Source organism: Micromonospora sp. NPDC051924 (genome assembly GCF_055586005.1).
Genome location: NZ_JBVJJA010000010.1, coordinates 109200 through 126370, shown reverse-complemented (window position 1 = coordinate 126370; position 17171 = coordinate 109200). Strand labels below are relative to the sequence as shown.

15 protein-coding genes are annotated in these 17171 nt (G+C 74.5%); 2 read left to right on the top strand and 13 right to left on the bottom strand.

Features of this window, described 5'->3' with window-relative positions; genetic code table 11:
• Nucleotides 1–75: 75 nt before the first annotated feature.
• The 6 genes from topA to ACZ6S5_RS10825 form a co-directional block, all read right to left on the bottom strand.
• Nucleotides 76–2898: a type I DNA topoisomerase gene (topA, locus tag ACZ6S5_RS10850; RefSeq protein WP_465999782.1), complete on the bottom strand. Its 2823-nt coding sequence runs from the start codon at nt 2896–2898 to the stop codon at nt 76–78.
• A 327-nt stretch (nt 2899–3225) separates the two neighbouring features.
• Nucleotides 3226–3837, bottom strand: coding sequence for a hypothetical protein (locus ACZ6S5_RS10845; RefSeq protein ID WP_465999781.1), 612 nt, complete (start codon nt 3835–3837; stop codon nt 3226–3228).
• Nucleotides 3828–4367, bottom strand: a complete 540-nt coding sequence (locus ACZ6S5_RS10840) for a hypothetical protein (RefSeq protein ID WP_465999780.1) — start codon at nt 4365–4367, stop codon at nt 3828–3830. The genes ACZ6S5_RS10845 and ACZ6S5_RS10840 overlap by 10 nt, the downstream gene beginning before the upstream one ends.
• Nucleotides 4368–4537: 170 nt before the next feature.
• Complete coding sequence (locus ACZ6S5_RS10835; RefSeq protein ID WP_465999779.1) at nt 4538–6886, bottom strand: sodium-translocating pyrophosphatase; 2349 nt, start codon at nt 6884–6886, stop codon at nt 4538–4540.
• Nucleotides 6887–7207: 321 nt separating this feature from the next.
• The gene (locus ACZ6S5_RS10830) at nt 7208–7642 is read right to left on the bottom strand and encodes an ATP-binding protein (protein WP_123238815.1); all 435 of its coding nucleotides are present in this window, start codon (nt 7640–7642) and stop codon (nt 7208–7210) included.
• Nucleotides 7642–7998 carry an STAS domain-containing protein gene (locus ACZ6S5_RS10825; RefSeq protein ID WP_265009090.1) on the bottom strand — a complete coding sequence of 119 codons (357 nt, stop codon included), beginning with the start codon at nt 7996–7998 and terminating at the stop codon, nt 7642–7644. Before ACZ6S5_RS10825 ends, ACZ6S5_RS10830 begins: the two co-directional genes overlap by 1 nt.
• Before the next feature lie 134 nt (nt 7999–8132).
• Between ACZ6S5_RS10825 and ACZ6S5_RS10820 the strand changes: the two genes are divergently transcribed.
• Both ACZ6S5_RS10820 and ACZ6S5_RS10815 read left to right on the top strand, forming a co-directional pair.
• Nucleotides 8133–10685, top strand: coding sequence for a DEAD/DEAH box helicase (locus tag ACZ6S5_RS10820; protein ID WP_465999778.1), 2553 nt, complete (start codon nt 8133–8135; stop codon nt 10683–10685).
• 343 nt (nt 10686–11028) lie between these two features.
• Nucleotides 11029–11607, top strand: coding sequence for an LURP-one-related family protein (locus ACZ6S5_RS10815; protein WP_465999777.1), 579 nt, complete (start codon nt 11029–11031; stop codon nt 11605–11607).
• A gap of 135 nt (nt 11608–11742) precedes the next feature.
• Here ACZ6S5_RS10815 and ACZ6S5_RS10810 read toward each other — a convergent pair whose 3' ends face one another.
• The 7 genes from ACZ6S5_RS10810 to ssd form a co-directional block, all read right to left on the bottom strand.
• Entirely contained in the window at nt 11743–12141 is a 399-nt protein-coding gene (locus ACZ6S5_RS10810; RefSeq protein ID WP_465999837.1) for an Rv3654c family TadE-like protein, read from the bottom strand.
• Between the two features lie 101 nt (nt 12142–12242).
• On the bottom strand, nt 12243–12632 hold the full coding sequence (locus ACZ6S5_RS10805; protein WP_465999836.1) for a TadE family type IV pilus minor pilin: 390 nt from the start codon (nt 12630–12632) through the stop codon (nt 12243–12245).
• A 41-nt stretch (nt 12633–12673) separates the two neighbouring features.
• Nucleotides 12674–12841, bottom strand: coding sequence for a DUF4244 domain-containing protein (locus tag ACZ6S5_RS10800; RefSeq protein ID WP_076470820.1), 168 nt, complete (start codon nt 12839–12841; stop codon nt 12674–12676).
• A gap of 22 nt (nt 12842–12863) precedes the next feature.
• On the bottom strand, nt 12864–13601 hold the full coding sequence (locus ACZ6S5_RS10795) for a type II secretion system F family protein (RefSeq protein ID WP_465999776.1): 738 nt from the start codon (nt 13599–13601) through the stop codon (nt 12864–12866).
• Nucleotides 13601–14197, bottom strand: coding sequence for a hypothetical protein (locus tag ACZ6S5_RS10790; RefSeq protein ID WP_465999775.1), 597 nt, complete (start codon nt 14195–14197; stop codon nt 13601–13603). The genes ACZ6S5_RS10795 and ACZ6S5_RS10790 overlap by 1 nt, the downstream gene beginning before the upstream one ends.
• A gap of 338 nt (nt 14198–14535) precedes the next feature.
• Nucleotides 14536–15750 carry a TadA family conjugal transfer-associated ATPase gene (locus tag ACZ6S5_RS10785; protein WP_465999774.1) on the bottom strand — a complete coding sequence of 405 codons (1215 nt, stop codon included), beginning with the start codon at nt 15748–15750 and terminating at the stop codon, nt 14536–14538.
• On the bottom strand, nt 15747–16853 hold the full coding sequence (gene ssd, locus ACZ6S5_RS10780; protein ID WP_465999773.1) for a septum site-determining protein Ssd: 1107 nt from the start codon (nt 16851–16853) through the stop codon (nt 15747–15749). The genes ACZ6S5_RS10785 and ssd overlap by 4 nt, the downstream gene beginning before the upstream one ends.
• Nucleotides 16854–17171: the final 318 nt, after the last annotated feature.

Here is a 17171-nt window from a genome sequence, read left to right as displayed (position 1 = left end):
GTTAGGTGGCAGCCGCCGAGCCGGCGGCCCCCGAAAGGGACGATTAGCCCGTTCGGGGTGGCGCGCCACCGACCGTCACTCGGCCGTGCTGCTCGCCTTCTTCGGGGCCGCCTTCTTCGCCGGGGCCTTCTTCGCGGTCGTCGCCTTGGCCGTGGTGGTCTTCTTGGCGGCCGTCGACTTGGCGGCGGCGGTCTTCTTCGCCGCCGTCTTCTTGGCCGGGGCGGCCTTCTTCGCCGCCGCCTTCTTCGGGGCCGGACCCTTCGCCCGCTTCTCGGCGAGCATCTCGGAGGCCTCCTCCAGGGTCAGCGCCTCCGGGGTCTGCGCGCGCCGCAGCGACGCGTTGGTCTCGCCGTCGGTGACGTACGGCCCGAACCGGCCGTCCTTGATCACCAGCGGCTTCTCGGTCAGCGGGTCGGCGCCCATCTCCCGCAACGGCGGCGCGGCGGCCCGGCGCTGCCGGGTCTTCGGGGCGGCCAGCAGGGCGAGCGCCTCATCCAGCGTGACGGTGAACATCTTGTCTTCCGAGTCCAGCGAGCGGAACTCGTCACCGCGCTTGACGTACGGGCCGTAGCGGCCGTTGTTGGCGACGACCTCGTTGCCCTCCGGGTCGGTGCCGATCACCCGGGGCAGGCTGAGCAGCTTCAGCGCCTCGTCCAGGGTGAGCGAGTCCGGCGACTGCGACCGCAGCAGCGAGGACTTCCGCTCGCCACTGGCCACGTACGGGCCGAACCGGCCGGACTTGAGCACGATCGGCTCGCCGGTGGCCGGGTCGTCGCCGAGCTTGCGCTCGCCGCCGCCGCCGAGGAACAGCTCGTGCACCTTCTCCGGGGTCAGCTCGTCCGGCGCCAGCCCCTCGGGGATCGGCGCCCGGTCGCCCGGCGCGCCGCCCTCCTCGCCCTCGCCGGCGGGCGCCGGCTGCTCGCCCGGCAGGGCCCGCTGCAGGTACGGCCCGTACCGGCCGACCCGGACCACGACCTCGCGCCCCTCGTCGTCGGTGAAGAGCGGGATCGAGTTGACGCTGCGCGCGTCGATGTCACTGAGGTTCTCGGTCACCAGCTTCTTCAGGCCGCCGGCGTGCGCGATCGCCTGGTCGCCGGTGCCGTTGGCGCTGCCGAAGTAGAAGGAGGTGAGGAAGTCGACCGCGGCGTGGTCGCCGCCGGCGATCTCGTCCAGCTCGTTCTCCATGCTGGCGGTGAAGTCGTAGTCGATCAGGCGCGGGTAGTGGCGTTCCAGCAGCCCGATCACCGCGAACGCCAGGAACGACGGGATCATCGCCTGGCCGCGCTTGGACACGTAGCCGCGGTCCTGGATGGTCTGCATGATCGACGCGTACGTCGACGGGCGGCCGATGCCCAGCTCCTCCAGGGCCTTGACCAGCGAGGCCTCCGTGTAGCGCGCCGGCGGCTGGGTGTGGTGCCCCTGCGCGGCCAACTCCTCGGCGGTCAGCGGCTGGTCCTTGACCAGGGTGGGCAGCCGCCGCTCGGCGTCCTCCGCCTCGGCGTTCTCGTCGTCGCTCGACTCGACGTACGCCCGCAGGAAGCCCGGGTCGGTGATGGTCTTGCCGGTCGCCCCGAAGTCGGCCTCCTCCTGGGCGGAGGTGAGCGCCCGGATGCGCACCGAGACGCTGGAGCCGACCGCGTCGGTCATCTGCGAGGCGATGGTGCGCCGCCAGATCAGCTCGTAGAGCTTGAACTCCTCGGCGGAGAGCTCCTTGGCCACCTCGCCCGGGGTGCGGAAGTTGTCGCCCGCCGGGCGGATCGCCTCGTGTGCCTCCTGCGCGTTCTTCACCTTGCCGGTGTAGCGGCGCGGCTCCGGCGGCACGCTGCGCTCGCCGTACAGCTCGACGATCTGCCGGCGGGCCGCCGCGATGGCGGTCTCCGACAGGTTCACCGAGTCGGTACGCATGTAGGTGATGTAGCCGTTCTCGTACAGCCGCTGCGCGGTGCGCATCGTCTGCTGCGACGAGAACCGCAGCTTGCGGGCCGCCTCCTGCTGGAGCGTGGAGGTGATGAACGGCGCGTACGGGCGGCGGCGGTAGGGCTTCTCCTCGACCCGGGTGACGGTGAACGGCCGCCCCTCCAGGCGGGCGGCCAGCCCCCGGGCACCGCTCTCGTCCAGGTGCACCACGCCCGCGCCGGCCCGCACCCGGCCGGTGGTCGGCTCGAAGTCCTTGCCGGTGGCGATCCGGTCGCCGTTCAGCGCGATCAGGGTGGCGTTGAAGCTGCGCGGCCCCTCGCCCGGGTTCACCACCGCGAGGGTGGCCAGGATGTCCCAGTACTCGGCGGTGCGGAAGGCCATCCGCTGCCGCTCCCGCTCGACCACGATCCGGGTCGCCACGGACTGCACCCGGCCTGCCGAGAGCTTCGGCATGACCTTCTTCCACAGCACCGGGGAGACCTCGTAGCCGTACAGCCGGTCGAGGATGCGCCGGGCCTCCTGCGCGTCGACCAGGTCCCGGTCGATCTCGCGCGGGTTGGCCACCGCGGCCTGGATGGCCGGCTTGGTGATCTCGTGGAAGACCATCCGCTTGACCGGCACCTTGGGCTTGAGCGTCTCCACCAGGTGCCAGGCGATCGCCTCGCCCTCGCGGTCCTCGTCCGTCGCCAGGAAGATCTCGTCGACCTCCTTGGCCAGCTTGGTCAGCTTGCTGATCTGCTGCTTGCGGTCGGCCGAGACCACGTAGAGGGCGTGGAAGCCGTTGTCGACGTCCACCCCGAGCCGCGCCCACGGCTCGCCCTTGTACCGGGCCGGCACGTCGGCCGCGTTGCGGGGCAGGTCCCGGACGTGGCCGAAGCTGGCCTCCACGACGTACCCCGGGCCGAGGTAGCCCGAGATCGTCTTGGCCTTCGCCGGTGACTCGACGATGACCAGACGGGTGGTTCCAGCGTTGCTCGGCACGTCTCTCTCCGACCTCACTCCTACACCAATGCCCGTTTCGGGCCGTGTTTCACCTGCCGGGCCATCGGCGGTCCGGATGTCCAACGTAACGCGCCGTCCGCGTTCCGGGTTTCGTGGGCGGCAAACGATCAGTTTCGGCGACCACCCGGCCGGTGCGCGCGGCGACACCCGCCGGACGGCGCCACCGTACACCGTGAGTAGGGCACCGAGCGGGTCACTGTGACGATCACACACCCACGGCCGAGCGCCGCCGGTCCGTTTTCTTGGGCAAACCACCGCCCGGAGGTGTCCGGGATCGGACAGCCGGTGGGGTTGCGCCCCGCCCGGTCAGCCTTCTGCGCCCGGCCACCCCGCGGCCGGGGCGGCGGTCGGGCGCTCGCCCACCAGCTCCGCCAGCCGGGCCAGCCGCCGCCGGCCCCCGATCCGGTACGCCGGCCCGCCCTCGGCCGGCTCCACGAACGCCCCCGGCAGCCCCACCACGGCCAGCGCCGCCCGCACCGCCGGCCAGCAGTCCTCGTCGCCGGCGCCGAGCCGGAGCAGGAAGCCGGCCGGATCGGCCGCCCCGGCGGCGGCGACCCAGAGCCGCAGCCGCCGCCCGTTCAGGTGGAACCCGGCCGGGGGCCGCTTCGCCGTGCCCCGCAGCCACGTCCGGGCGAGCGGGGCCAGCGTGGTCGCGTACGCGGTGCGGACCAGGTGCTGGCCGTCCTCAGTCGGCTCCCAGCTCGCCGGGACCCCCCGGTCGGCCAGCTCGGCCACCAGCACGTGCACCCGCCAGGCGGCGTCGACCACCACCGCGAGCCGGGCCGTGCCGCCCATCCGCACCACCTCCCCCGGCCCGGCCAGCAGGCCGGCCAGGTCCGCCAACGACGGATCGGCCGCCTCGGTGGAGAACAGCGAGGGCTGGCGGACCGGATGCGGGGAAGGGGGCGTCAGCGACACTCCGGGACCTCGTCGAAGGCCTCTTTGAGTTCGGGTGAGTTGAGCCGGCTGGTGTCCAGCGAGCTCGCGTCGTACTCCTTGTTCAGGGTGTCCACCGCGGCCCGCACCCCGTCGTAGAAGGGGCCGGCCTGGGCGGTGTCCAGCCCGTCGATGGTGTCCCGGGCTCGACCGTACGCGTCCCGCACCTTGCTCAGCGAGGCGCGGAACCCGGCGGAGATCTCCTCGCCGTGGTCGGTCTCCGGCACGCCGGCCTCCTCGATCCTGCGCCGAGCGGTCTCGCTGGCCTGCTCGGCCCCGGCGAAGAGACGGACGAGGTTCTCCTTGGCCTGCGCCGGGGTGGTCTGCGCGGTCATCTGCTGCTGGGTGCTGCTGGTCAGCTTGTTGATCTCGGCGCGCCACGGGGTGAGCGCCTCGCAGACCGACGCGGCCCAGGCCCGGGGGCTGGGACCGCCACAGCCGGCGACCAGGAGAACGAGCGTGGCCAGGACCACCGTGAGCTTTCCGGCGGTTCCCGCCCCCCGCGTACGCATGCGAAGCAGCGTACGGCCTCGCGGTGGAAGTGCCACCGGTCAGGTTTCGTGCACGTGCGACAACTCCAGCTCGGCGCGTCTGACGCCGCGCCACGACCTGGAGCCGTCCCCCCGGACGGCACGGTTCCCGGCCGGCGAGCCGCCGACCGGGAACCGTGCTACCGGACACGTCAGGCGTTGACCGGCTCCGCCTCCTTGTCGGGCGTGCCGGCGTCGCTGTCGGACTCGGCCATCGCCACGCCCTTGCGCTTGCTGAACACCACGGCCGCCACGATGACCAGCGCGGCCACGACGGCGATCGTGATGCGCAGCGCATTGTTCTTGTCGTCGCCCACGCTCCAGGCCACCACGGCCGGCGCGATCAGCAGCGAGACCAGGTTCATCACCTTGATCAGCGGGTTGATCGCCGGGCCGGCGGTGTCCTTGAACGGGTCACCGACGGTGTCGCCGATGACGGTCGCGGCGTGCGAGTCGGAGCCCTTGCCGCCGAACGCGCCGTCCTCGACCAGCTTCTTACCGTTGTCCCAGGCGCCACCGGAGTTGGCCAGGAAGACCGCCATCAGGGTGCCCGCCCCGATCGCACCGGCCAGGTACGACGCCAGCGCGCCGGGGCCGAGGCCGAAGCCGACCGCGATCGGCGCCATGATGGCCAGCAGGCCGGGGGTCATCAGCTCGCGCTGCGCGTCCCGGGTGCAGATGTCGACCACCTTGCCGTACTCGGGGCGCTGGGTGCGGTCCATGATCCCGGGCAGCTCGCGGAACTGCCGACGGACCTCCATGACCACCGCGCCGGCCGAGCGGGAGACCGCGTTGATGGCCAGGCCGGAGAAGAGGAAGACCACCGCCGCGCCGACGATCAGGCCGACCAGGTTGCGCGGGTTGGCCACGTTCAGCGCGTTGAGGATCTCCTGGCCGACGTCGCCCACGCCCGCGTCCGCGTACGAGGAGCGCAGCGTGTCGGTGTAGGAACCGAACAGCGCGGTCGCGGCGAGCACCGCGGTGGCGATCGCGATGCCCTTGGTGATCGCCTTGGTGGTGTTGCCGACGGCGTCCAGCTCGGTCAGCGTCCGCGCGCCGTGCTCGTCGATATCGCCGGACATCTCCGCGACGCCCTGGGCGTTGTCGGAGATCGGGCCGAAGGTGTCCATCGCGACGATGACGCCGACGGTGGTCAGCAGGCCGGTGCCGGCCAGCGCGACCGCGAACAGCGACAGCGTGATGGAGCTGCCGCCGAGCAGGAACGCGCCGAAGACGCCGGCGCCGATCAGCAGCGCCGAGTAGACCGCCGACTCCAGGCCGACGCTGATGCCGGCGAGGATGACCGTGGCCGCACCGGTCTGCGAGCTCTTGCCGATGTCCTGCACCGGGCGCCGGTTGGTCTCGGTGAAGTAGCCGGTCAGCGCCTGGATCGCGGCGGCCAGCACGATGCCGATGACCACCGCGCCGATGGCCACCAGCCGCGGGTTGCGGTCGACGTCGGTCAGCCCGCCCTCCAGCTCGGCGAAGGTCGCCGGCAGGTACGCGAACGCCGCGATCGCCACCAGCACCGCGGCGATCGCCGCGGAGAGGTAGAAGGCCCGGTTGATCGCGGTCAGACCGTTGCGGTCGGAGGCGCGCAGCCGGGTGATGAAGACGCCGACGATCGCGACGAGCACCCCGATGGTGGAGATGATCAGCGGGAAGACCAGACCGGTCTCGCCGAACGCGGCGCGGCCCAGGATCAGCGCGGCGACCAGGGTGACGGCGTACGACTCGAAGAGGTCGGCGGCCATGCCGGCGCAGTCACCGACGTTGTCGCCCACGTTGTCGGCGATGGTGGCGGCGTTGCGCGGGTCGTCCTCCGGGATGCCCTGCTCGACCTTGCCGACCAGGTCGGCGCCGACGTCGGCGGCCTTGGTGAAGATGCCGCCGCCGACCCGCATGAACATGGCGAGCAGCGCGGCGCCGAAGCCGAAGCCCTCCAGCACGGTCGGGGCGTCGCCCTTGAAGAGCAGGACGACCAGCGCCGCACCGAACAGGCCGAGGCCCACGGTGAGGAAGCCGACCACGCCACCGGTCCGGAAGGCGATCTTCATGGCGCCCTCGCGCCCGCCTTCCCGCTCCCGGGCGGCCGCGGCGACCCGCAGGTTGGCGCGGGTGGCCAGCCACATGCCGGCGCCCCCGATGAAGGCGCTGAACAGGGCGCCCACCACGAAGAACGCCGAGCGGCCGATCTTCACCAGCAGCACGCTGCCGTCGGTGTCGTGCACCGGCAGCAGGAAGAGCAGCACGACGGCGATGACCACGAAGATCGCCAGGGTACGGAACTGCCGCAGCAGGTACGCGGACGCGCCCTCCTGCACCGCCCCGGAGATCTCCTGCATGTTGGTGGTTCCCGTACCGGCTGCCAGCACCGCCCTGGTCAAGGCGGCGGCGAAGACGAGCGCCACCAGCGCGATGACCGCGGCGATGACGACGTACGTCACGTTGGCTCCGGTAAGGGACAGTGCGCCGCCGTCGGCGGCCAAGGTCCCGGACATCTATGTCCTCCTGTACCGAACAACTCGCGCCGGTCCGTGGAGACGCACGGGCCGACGCCTGGATGCGAACTCGCAAGCGCGCGCCAACCCACCCCGGCGGACCAGCGATGAACACCCGTTCCCGCTGGCTACGGGACGGGTCACTTGCTGACAACTCGCGTACTGTAGCCCTCTGACGTGTTGAGGGTCACACCGAGGGGGCACCCGGCCTCGATGATCTTCGTCGCTGTGCTATGCGAAGAAATCTGATATATAGGGCGGCCAACACGATCAGGCCGCGCTCCCCGACGGGAAACGCGGCCTGGGCGGGTGTTCGTCAGGTCAGCGGCGGACCGGCCACACCATCCGGACCTCGGTGCCGACGCCCTCCTCGACCGGGCGCACCTGGAGGTCCTCGACGAAGCCGGCGAGCAGGGCGAAGCCCACGCCGGTGGTCAGCGCGTCCTCGCTGAGCGACTCCTTGGCCAGCTCGTCCGGGGGCAGGGCGGCCAGCCCGATGCTCGCCTCGATCGGGGCCCGGTCCACCACCCGCACCGTGTACGCCCCGCTGTCGGACATCTCCACGTACACCGGATCGGCCAGCCCGTACTGCCGGTGCAGGGCCACCGCCCGGGTGCACGCCTCACCGATCGCCAGGCGCACCTCGTCGAGCAGGTCCTCGCGCACCCCGGCCCGGCGGGCCACCGCCACGCCGACCAGGCGCGCGGTGCGGACGTGCACCGGCGCCGGCGAGAAGGACAGCTTGACGGTCGCCATCACGCGCCGGTGCCGGTCGGGTCGGCGCTGATCGCCGCATCGACCGTGGGGTGCAGCGGGAAGACCTGGTCCAGCGCGGTGATCCGGAAGATCTTGAGCAGCGGCTCCTTGTCGCAGACCAGGGCGAAGGAACCACCGGCCGAGCGGAGCCGCTTGAGCGCGCCCACCAGCACGCCGAGGCCGGTCGAGTCGAGGAAGTCCACCCGACCCAGGTCGACCACGACCCGGCGGGCACCGCCGTCGATCAGTTCGAGGAGCCGTTCCCGCAGGCGCGGCGCGGTGTAGACGTCCACCTCACCGCCGACCTCGAGCACCGTGTGCTCCCCCACGGTGCGGGTCGCCAGCGACAGCTCCATCGGTCCCTCCTCGGTAGGCTCTCCTGGGCATCTAACCATCTCCACGCGCGACCCTTCCGGGTCACCGGCGGAGGCTTCCCCATACCCCGGCCCCCGGGTTCCCAATTCCGAACACCAGTGCGAGAGTGCAGGACGTGACGTTCGACGACTCCAGCTCGGCGCAACTGTCGCACGACCGGAAGCCGTCGTCCGCCGCCACCGTACCGGCGCGCAAAGCGCCCGCCCGCCCGCCGGCCGAGCTGCTGCGCCGGCTCCGGGCCCGGCACGCCGCCGACCCGGTCACCCACGTCGAGCGGGTGCCGGCCCGCGCCGGGGAGCCCGCGCCGTGGCCCGACTGGGCCCCGGAGGAGCTGCGGGCGGCGTTCGCGCGGCGCGGCGTGGTCGCCCCGTGGCGGCACCAGGCCGAGGCCGCCGAGCTGGCGTACGCCGGTGAGCACGTGGTGGTCGCCACCGGGACGGCCTCCGGCAAGTCCCTCGCGTACCAGCTGCCGGCGCTGGCCACGCTGCTCGCCGACCCGCGCGCGACCGTGCTCTACCTGGCCCCGACCAAGGCGCTGGCCGCCGACCAGCTGCGCGCCGTCGCCGGACTGGAACTCGACGGGGTACGCCCCGCCACCTACGACGGGGACACCCCCCGCACCGAGCGCGAGTGGATCCGCCGGCACTCCCGGTTCGTGCTGACCAACCCGGACATGCTGCACCACGGCATCCTGCCCGGGCACGCGCACTGGTCCGGCTTCCTGCGCCGGCTCGCGTACGTGGTGATCGACGAGTGCCACACCTACCGGGGGGTGTTCGGCTCGCACGTGGCTCACGTGCTGCGCCGGCTGCGCCGGCAGTGCGCGAAATACGGACGTACCCCGGTCTTGGTGCTGGCCTCGGCGACGTCGGGCGACCCGGCGACGGCGGCCGGGCGGCTCACCGGCCTGCCGGTCACCGCCGTCACCGAGGACACCTCGCCGCGCGGCGGAGTGACCTTCGCGCTCTGGGAGCCGCCACTGCTGCCCCCTCCCTCCGATGCCCCTTCCCCCGATGCCGATCTTCTCCAGGTCCGGCGGTCGGCACTGCGGGAGACCGCCGACCTGCTCACCGACAGCGTCGTCGAGGGGGTCCGCACGCTGGCCTTCGTCCGGTCCCGGCGCGGGGCCGAGGTGGTCGCCGCGAACGCCCGGCGGGCGCTGGACGAGGCGGTGCCCGGGTTGGGTGACCGGGTGGCCGCCTACCGGGCCGGCTACCTGCGCGAGGAGCGGCGCGAGCTGGAACGCGCCCTGCTGCACGGCGACCTGCTCGGGCTCGCCTCCACCAATGCTCTGGAGCTGGGCGTCGACCTGGTCGGGCTGGACGCGGTGCTGATCTGCGGCTGGCCCGGCACCCGGGCGTCGCTCTGGCAGCAGGCCGGCCGGGCCGGCCGCTCCGGTGACGAGGCCCTCGCGGTGCTGGTCGCCCGGGACGATCCGCTGGACACCTACCTGGTGCACCATCCGGAGGCGCTGTTCGGGCGGCCGGTCGAGGCGACCGTGCTCGACCCGGCCAACCCGTACGTGCTCGCCCCGCAGCTCGCCTGCGCCGCGCACGAGGCCCCGCTCACCCCGGCCGACCTCGAACTCTTCGGCGAGGGCGCGAAGGAGGCGGTCGACTCGCTGGTGGCGGCCGGGGCGCTGCGGCAGCGGCCCACCGGCTGGTACTGGCGGCACCGGGAACGCCCCGAGGTCGACCTGCGCGGTGAGGACGGGGCACCGGTCTGCGTGGTGGAGGCGTCCACCGGCCGGCTGCTCGGCACCGTCGACGGCGGCTCGTCGCACTTCCTGCTCCACCCCGGCGCGGTCTACCTGCACCAGGGCGTCTCGTACGTGGTCGACTCGCTGGACCTGGCGGACGGGTGCGCGCTGGTGCACGCCGAGGAACCGGACTGGTCCACCCACGCCCGGGACGTCACCTCGCTGTCCGTGGTGTCGGTCCGCTCGTACATGGACGCCGGCCCGGTCGGGCTCTTCCTCGGCGAGGTGGACGTGACCAGCCAGGTGGTGTCGTACCAGCGGCGGCGGATCGCCACCGGCGAGGTGATCGACACCCGGCCGCTGGACCTGCCGGCGCGGGAGCTGCGGACCGTCGCGGTCTGGTTCACCGTCTCCCCCGGGTCGCTGGCGGCGGCCGGGATCGAGGCGGCGGACATCCCGGGGGCGCTGCACGCCGCCGAGCACGCCGGGATCGGCCTGCTGCCGCTGATGGCCACCTGCGACCGCTGGGACATCGGCGGGCTCTCCACCGCGCTGCACCCGGACACCGAGGCGCCCACCGTCTTCGTCTACGACGGCCATCCCGGCGGGGCGGGCTTCGCCGAGCGGGCGTACCGGACGGCGGCGGCCTGGCTGCGCGCCACCCGCGACGCGATTGCCGAGTGCGGCTGCGAGACCGGCTGCCCGTCCTGCGTCCAGTCCCCGAAGTGCGGCAACGGCAACAACCCGCTCTCCAAGCCGGACGCGGTCAAGGTCCTGGACGTGGTGCTCGCCAACCTGCCCGACACCGCCACCCCTCCCTCGGGCTCGGGTGGCACCGCGGCGGTCCCCGGCGCCACGCCCCGTCGCTCCGCCGATCTGGTGGCGGACGGGTCGGCGCGGGCACCGCTGCCCCGACAGGACGGGCGGGTGTCGGGACTAACCACCCCCGACGGCATCGTCACCGACTGAATCCGACGGGGCCGCGTCTCCCGAACCCCCCGCCTCTCCCCGGAGAGACGACCTTGAGATCCTTTCCCGAGAACCTCACCCCCGATCAGTTGATCGCGCTGGGCAGCGCACTGGCCAACCTTGCCCAGGCCGAGCGCCTGGAGCAGATAACGAACGCCTGCGTGGCATCCACCAGGTGCTCAACGCCTGGGCGATGAAGGCGACCGTCGACGGCGGACGCTGACCGGGCCCGCCGGTGTCAGCGCCGGCGTCGGTGTCGATCGATGGGACACCGGCCTGCGGGGGCGGACGCCGAGGGTCGAGCTGTGCGAGACTCCGGCGTTCACCCCTTGAAGGAGATCCCATGCAGCTCGACAGCCTGCAGACCCAGCACCAGTTCTTCGTCCGGCAGCGGATCCGGATGATGGTCAACCAGTACGAGGTCCGCGCGGTGGCGCCCGACGGCACCGAGGGCCCGCTGCTCGCGTTCGCGCAGCAGAAGCGCCTCGCGTTCAAGGAGCAGGTGACCATCTACACCGACGACTCCAAGCAGTACCCGCTGCTCGGTTTCAAGGCCCGCCAGCGGCTCGACCTCGGCGCCACGTACGACGTGACCGACCACGCCGGGAACCCGATCGGCCTGTTCCGCAAGGACTTCGCCCAGTCGCTGCTGCGATCGACCTGGCACGTCGAGCAGGCCGGCCTGCCCCAGATCACCGGGCAGGAGCGCAGCCTGCCGGTGGCGCTGCTGCGCCGGTTCGTCGACTCGCTCTCCTGGCTGCCGTACCACTTCGACTTCGTCGCCGGCGGCCAGCCGGTGTTCTCGGTCGTCAAGAAGTGGGGCCTGCGCGACCGGTACGTCGTCGAGATCCAGAACCCGCAGATCGACCGGCGACTGGTGATCGCCATGGCCGTCGGCCTGGACGCCCTCCAGGGTCGCTGACCCGCGCGGCGGCCCGGTCGACGGAGGAAGGACCGGGCCGCGCCGCGTGGCACGGGCAGAGTCGGGGCCGGATGGTCCGCGCGCACCGCCCCGCCCCGGTTCCGCATTTCCCGCGTTGTGCCGCAGGTCGACAGGTCAGCCGCGGACCGGGCCGGCCCGGGAGGTCGCCGCGGCGGTGCGGGTCAGCCAGGGCAGGGGCGAGATCGTCACCTCCGCCGTGAACAGGACGTCGAGCCCGTCGAGTCGGCAGGCCACCAACCGGCCGCCGTTGGCCCCGGCGAACTCGCCGGCCCGCCGGCATGCGACCGCGTCCCCGTCGAGCGCCCGACCGGCTCCCGCGAGCGCGCCGAAGTCGGCCGCCGCGCGAGCCTGCTGCCGCGCCACCCGCGCCGCGCCGAGCGCCGCGCCGAAGAGCCCCACCACCACGTAGACCAGGCCGACGGCGAGCAGACAGACGGTCGCTCCGCCCCGGTCCACCACGCGCCCCCCGGGGCCGTGGGCGGTTGCGGCATCCGCAGTTGGGCCGGGAGCGATCGCGGCGCCCCCACTTCGGCGGGGAACGGTCGCGGCGCCCGCAGCTCGGCCGGGAGCGGCTGCGACGTTCGCGGTTCGGCCGCGGGTGGTGGCTGCCCGGCTCACGGGCGCGGTCCCGGCGTGCCCGGTTCGACGGCGGACACGGCGGTGGCGGACACGGTGATCCGGGGCAGCCGTGCGCCGAGCGTGCGGACCGGTGCCCGGACCGTCGCGGTGACCCGGTCGCCGGAGACGGTGACCGAGATGTCGGCGCCGTCCGGGGCGTGCCGGCTGCCTGCGGCCGAGCCCGGCTCTCCCCGGGAGGCGGCGAGCGCCGCCTCCCGGGCCGCGTCGAGGCAACCGGCCCGGGTGGTCACCGCCCCGACCGCGGTGAGGCCGGCGGCGAGCAGCAGGACAAGCGCCGGCAGGCCGGCCGCCAGCTCGGCGGTGAAGGAACCACGTTCCCCGTCACCGCACGGCCTCCGGCGCGGGATGACGGAGGCACGCCGCAGCGGAGGACCCGCCCGGCGGCGGCCGGCCCGCCGGCGGCCGGTCACTTCAGCGCCCGGTCGATGACGGCGGTGAGGGCGGACTGGACGTTGCCGGAGGTGAGCACCTTCAGCAGGATGCCGGCGAAGGCCACCGCGGCGAGGGTGCCGACGGCGTACTCAGCCGTGTTCATCCCGGCGTCGCCGCGCAGGCGGGCGAGGAGTTTGCGCATGTCGTACTCCTGTCTCGAGGGATCACAGCACGTCGCCGAGGACGGCGACGATCACCGGCACCAGACCGGCGAGAATGAAGGCGGGCAGGAAACAGAGCCCGAGCGGCAGCACGATGAGGACGCCCGCCCGCCTGGCCGCCGCCTCGGCGGCGGTGGCCCGGTCGGAGCGCAGGTCGTCGGCGAGGCGGGTGAGCGCGCCGGCCAGCGCGGCACCGCTGTCGGCGGAGCGGATCGCGGCCGCCGCCAGGCGCTCCGCACCGGACACCGGGTGCAGGTGCGTCCAGGCCTCGGTGGCGGTGCCACCGAGCTCGAGCGTCCGGCCCACCCGACTGAGTCGCTCGGCGAGCGGTCCACCGAGCGCCTCGGCGACCGCGATTACCGACCGGTCCACCGGGGCGCCCGCCCGGAGCGCGGCCGCCAGCAGATCGGCGGCGAGGGGCAGGTCGCCGACCTCCCGTAGCCGCCGCTCGCGGGCGACGCGTGGTTCGAATCGCCGCAGCAGGCGGTCCGCGACCCCGCCGGTCAGCACCCCGGCGAGCAGGCCGGCCGCGCCGCCGACCAGCACGAGGGCGGCCACGCCGGCCAGGCACGAGCCGAGCCGGATCCGGTCCGGCCACCAGGCCGGCCGGGCGCCTTCCGCGCCTCCCGCCGCCGGCGGTCGGGTGAGCAGGCGTAGCCGCCGGTCCGCCGAGCCGCCGGCCACGACCACCAGCGGGGCCGCCAGCACCAGGCAGAGCGCCGCCACCAGTTGCCGGGACATCAGGCGACCCGCCCCGGCGTCGCGCCGAGCCGCTCCGCCCAGAGCAGCCCGCTGATCTGCAGGGCGACGGCCGCGAGCGCACTGCCACCGCCCACGGGCGTTCGCAGCAGCACGGTGACCGGGTCGACGCCGATGCCGTAGCCCAACCCGATGCCGCCGAGCGGTAGCGCGGCGAGCAGCCACGCGGTGGCCCGGGCACCAGCCGCCTGGGCGCCGGCTGCGGCCAGGCCCCGGTCGGTCGCCCGGGCGTCCGCCTCCACGCGTTCGAGCAGTTCGGCCAGGGGTGCGCCGGTCCGGTCGGCCAGCCGCACGGCGGCCCGGGCCAGCCGGGCCACCCGGTCCGGCCCGTCGACGAGCGCGAGCGTGACCGGCAGCCCGGCCCGCAGGTCCGCGGCGAGGGTGCAGAGGCGGTCGAGTTCCCGGCGGCGGCCCTGGTCGGCTGACCGGCGGGCGTGCCGGCGGCGGACCGCCCGGGCCCCGAACGCGCCGTAGGCGGCCAGCACCACCGCCGCCACCGGCCCGCCCAGTGCGGCCCCGGCTCCACCGCCCAGCAGGACCGCCGCCGGCAGGCCGTGCCGGGGCAGGAGCTCGGCCACCCGCCCCAGGGCTCGCCGGTCGACCGGACCGCCACGCGGGGCGGCACCGGAACGGCCGGACGGCGGGTCGGTGCACGGGCGGGCGGAGTCCCGCCGGTTGGGCGGTCGCGTCGGCCCTGGCCGGTCCAGGGTGGACCGTTCACCGGGACGCCCCCGCGGGACAGCCGCCCGACGCGCGACCGGTACGCCGGCCCGCGTACCGGCCTGCTCGCGGGCCGCACCGGTGCGGGATCCCGTGCCGAGGAGGGCACGCCGACGGGACCGCACCGGGCATACCGGCCAGGCCACCACCGCCACGGCACCGAGCAGGAGCACGCTCACCAACCAGGCCGGCCCGGTCACGCCGGACCCGCCGAGCCGGGCCAGGTCGCGCGGAGGATCGGCGGGACGGCCACGCCACGCTCGTCCAGCAGCGCACCGAGCCGCCGGGCGGCGAGGCCCAGCCCGCGTCCGCGTACCCAGGCGGGAACCACGGTGGCCAGCCGGTCGGGGCCTTCGGGGAGGAGCAGGCCGATCGACTCCAGCACCCGTCCCTCGGCGGTGCGGCGCAGCTGGAGGAGCACCTGGAGCGCCGCGGTGACCTGCGCGTGCAGGGCCGCCCGGGGCAGCCCGCCGAGCAGACCGAGCGCCTCCAGCCGGGCCGGTACGTCGCCGGGGGCGTTGGCGTGCAGGGTGCCGGCCCCGCCGCCGTCGTGGCCGGTGTTCAGCGCGGCGAGCAGGTCGACCACTTCCGCGCCCCGGCACTCGCCCACCACCAGCCGGTCGGGGCGCATCCGCAGCGCCTGGCGGACCAGGTCGCTCAACCTGACCGCGCCGACGCCCTCCACGTTCGAGGTACGCGCCTGAAGCCCGATCACGTGCGGGTGGACCGGACGCAGCTCGGCGGCGTCCTCGACGAGCACGATCCGCTCCGTGCCGGGCACCAGCCCGAGCAGCGTGTTGAGCAGGGTGGTCTTGCCCGAGCCCGTACCCCCGCTGACCAGGTACGCGAGCCGGGCCTCGACCACGGCGGCGAGCACCGGGGCCACCGGCCGGGGCACGGTGCCCTGGTGGACCAGCTCGTCGAGGGTGAACGGGCGCTGCCGGAAGGTGCGCAGTGAGAGGTAGGGCCCGTCGGTCGCCACGGGAGGCAGCACGGCGTGCAGCCGGGTGCCGTCGGGCAGCCGGGCGTCCGCGTACGGGGAGCCGTCGTCGAGCCGGCGCCCGGCGGACGCGATCAGCCGCTGCGCCAACCGGCGCACGTCGTCGACGGTGCCGAGCGGCACCGGCACCTGGCGCAGCCCCCGGCCCCGGTCGACCCACACCCGGACCCCGTTGACCAGGACGTCGGTGACCTCCGGGTCGGCCAGCAGCGGTGCGAGCGGCCCGGCGCCGATCAGGTCGTCGTGCACCCGGTCGGCGATCCGCAGCAGGGCGGTGTCACCCAGCACGGCGGCGTCGGACTCGGCGCGTACGGCGGAGACGATGGCGGCGGGCGTCACCGGCGTGGCCCCGGCGGCGAACCGGTGCCGGACGCGGACCGCCAGCTCCCCCGACTCGGCGGGCCCGGTCATGCCGCACCCGTCGTGGTCGGCTCGCCGGTCAGCTCGTCGAGGATCCGCTGGCAGAGCGCCGCGAGGGGACCCTTGCCGGCGGCGGCGGGTGCCTCCCCGCGTTCCAGCCCTCGGCAGAGCCCGGGCTCGGGCCGGAGCGTGCCGGCGAGCGGCAGGCCGAGCGCCCGGGCCACCTCGGTGGCCTTGAGTCGACCCGGCGCGGGGCCGCGCACCACAACGGCCAGGTCGGCGCAGTGCGGCGCGGCCTCGGCCACCACCCGGGCCGCGGCGGCGGTGGCCCGCAGCTCCGCCGGTACGACCACCAGGGCCCGGTCCGCCGACTGCAACGCGACGACGGCCGCGTCGTCCAGGTGTCGGGGCAGGTCGAGGACCACGATGTCCCGGCCACGACGGCCGGCGTCGATGGTGGCCGCCATCGCCTCGGCCGGCAGCGGCAGCAGGTCGCCCCGGTCCCAGGAGAGCACCACGAGGTCGCCCCGGCTGGGCAGCGCACGGACGAGCGAGGGCGGATCGACCCGCCCGCCGGTGCCGGTCAGCCCCGGCCAGCGCAGCCCTTCCAGCTGTTCCCAGCCGAGCACGAGGTCGAGCCCGCCGCCGAGCGGGTCGGCGTCCACCAGCAGGGTGCGCCGGTGGGACCGGGCCGCGGTGACCGCGAGGCCGCCGGCCAGCACGCTGGCACCCGCGCCACCCCGCCCGCCGAGCACCGCCACGACGCGGGCGGGTCCGCCGCCGGACGGGTCGGCCGTGCACTCGGCGAACCGGTCGACCAGCCACGGCTCGGCTGCCGGGAGGGTCGCCACGTGCTCGGCGCCGATCAGCTCGGCGATCTCCGTGCCCGGGTCGAGGTGCCCGGAGCGGCCGACGAGCACCGTGCGGGACCGGCGCGGCAGCCGGGCCCGCAGGCAGGCCCGCGCCTGGTCGGCGCCGACGAGCACCAGCGGAGCCGGCGTCCAGCGGGCCCGGGCGGCAGCCGGGTCGGCGGCCAGCTCGACCTCCGTGCCGCCTGCGGCGGCGAGCCGGAGCAACTCGTCGAGGAGGTCACCGTCGGCGGTGACGAGCAGGGGCAGCCGGCGGCGCGGCGGGAGCGGGGTACGGGGCGGCATGGCGGCCTCCAGCGGTCGGACTCGGGGTGCTGGGGGAAGCCTCGTCGCGCCCGGTGCGGCACGCCGTCCGGTGGCCCCGCCCTGTGGACAGCGCGGGCGACTGTGGATGGTCCGCGACCGGCGAGTGGATCTGCTACGGAGACCGGTCGACCGGAGGCCTTCATCCACGACCGGGCGGAGCCGGTCCTCGCCCACTGGCTCGACCATCCCGGTGGCACCGGCAGGACGCGGTGCCGCAGCCAGGGCGGTGGATGTGGGGGCGGGAGCTGCCGCGTTTCCGGTCGGCCACCAGACGCCGCGGCTCAGACGGCCCGGCAA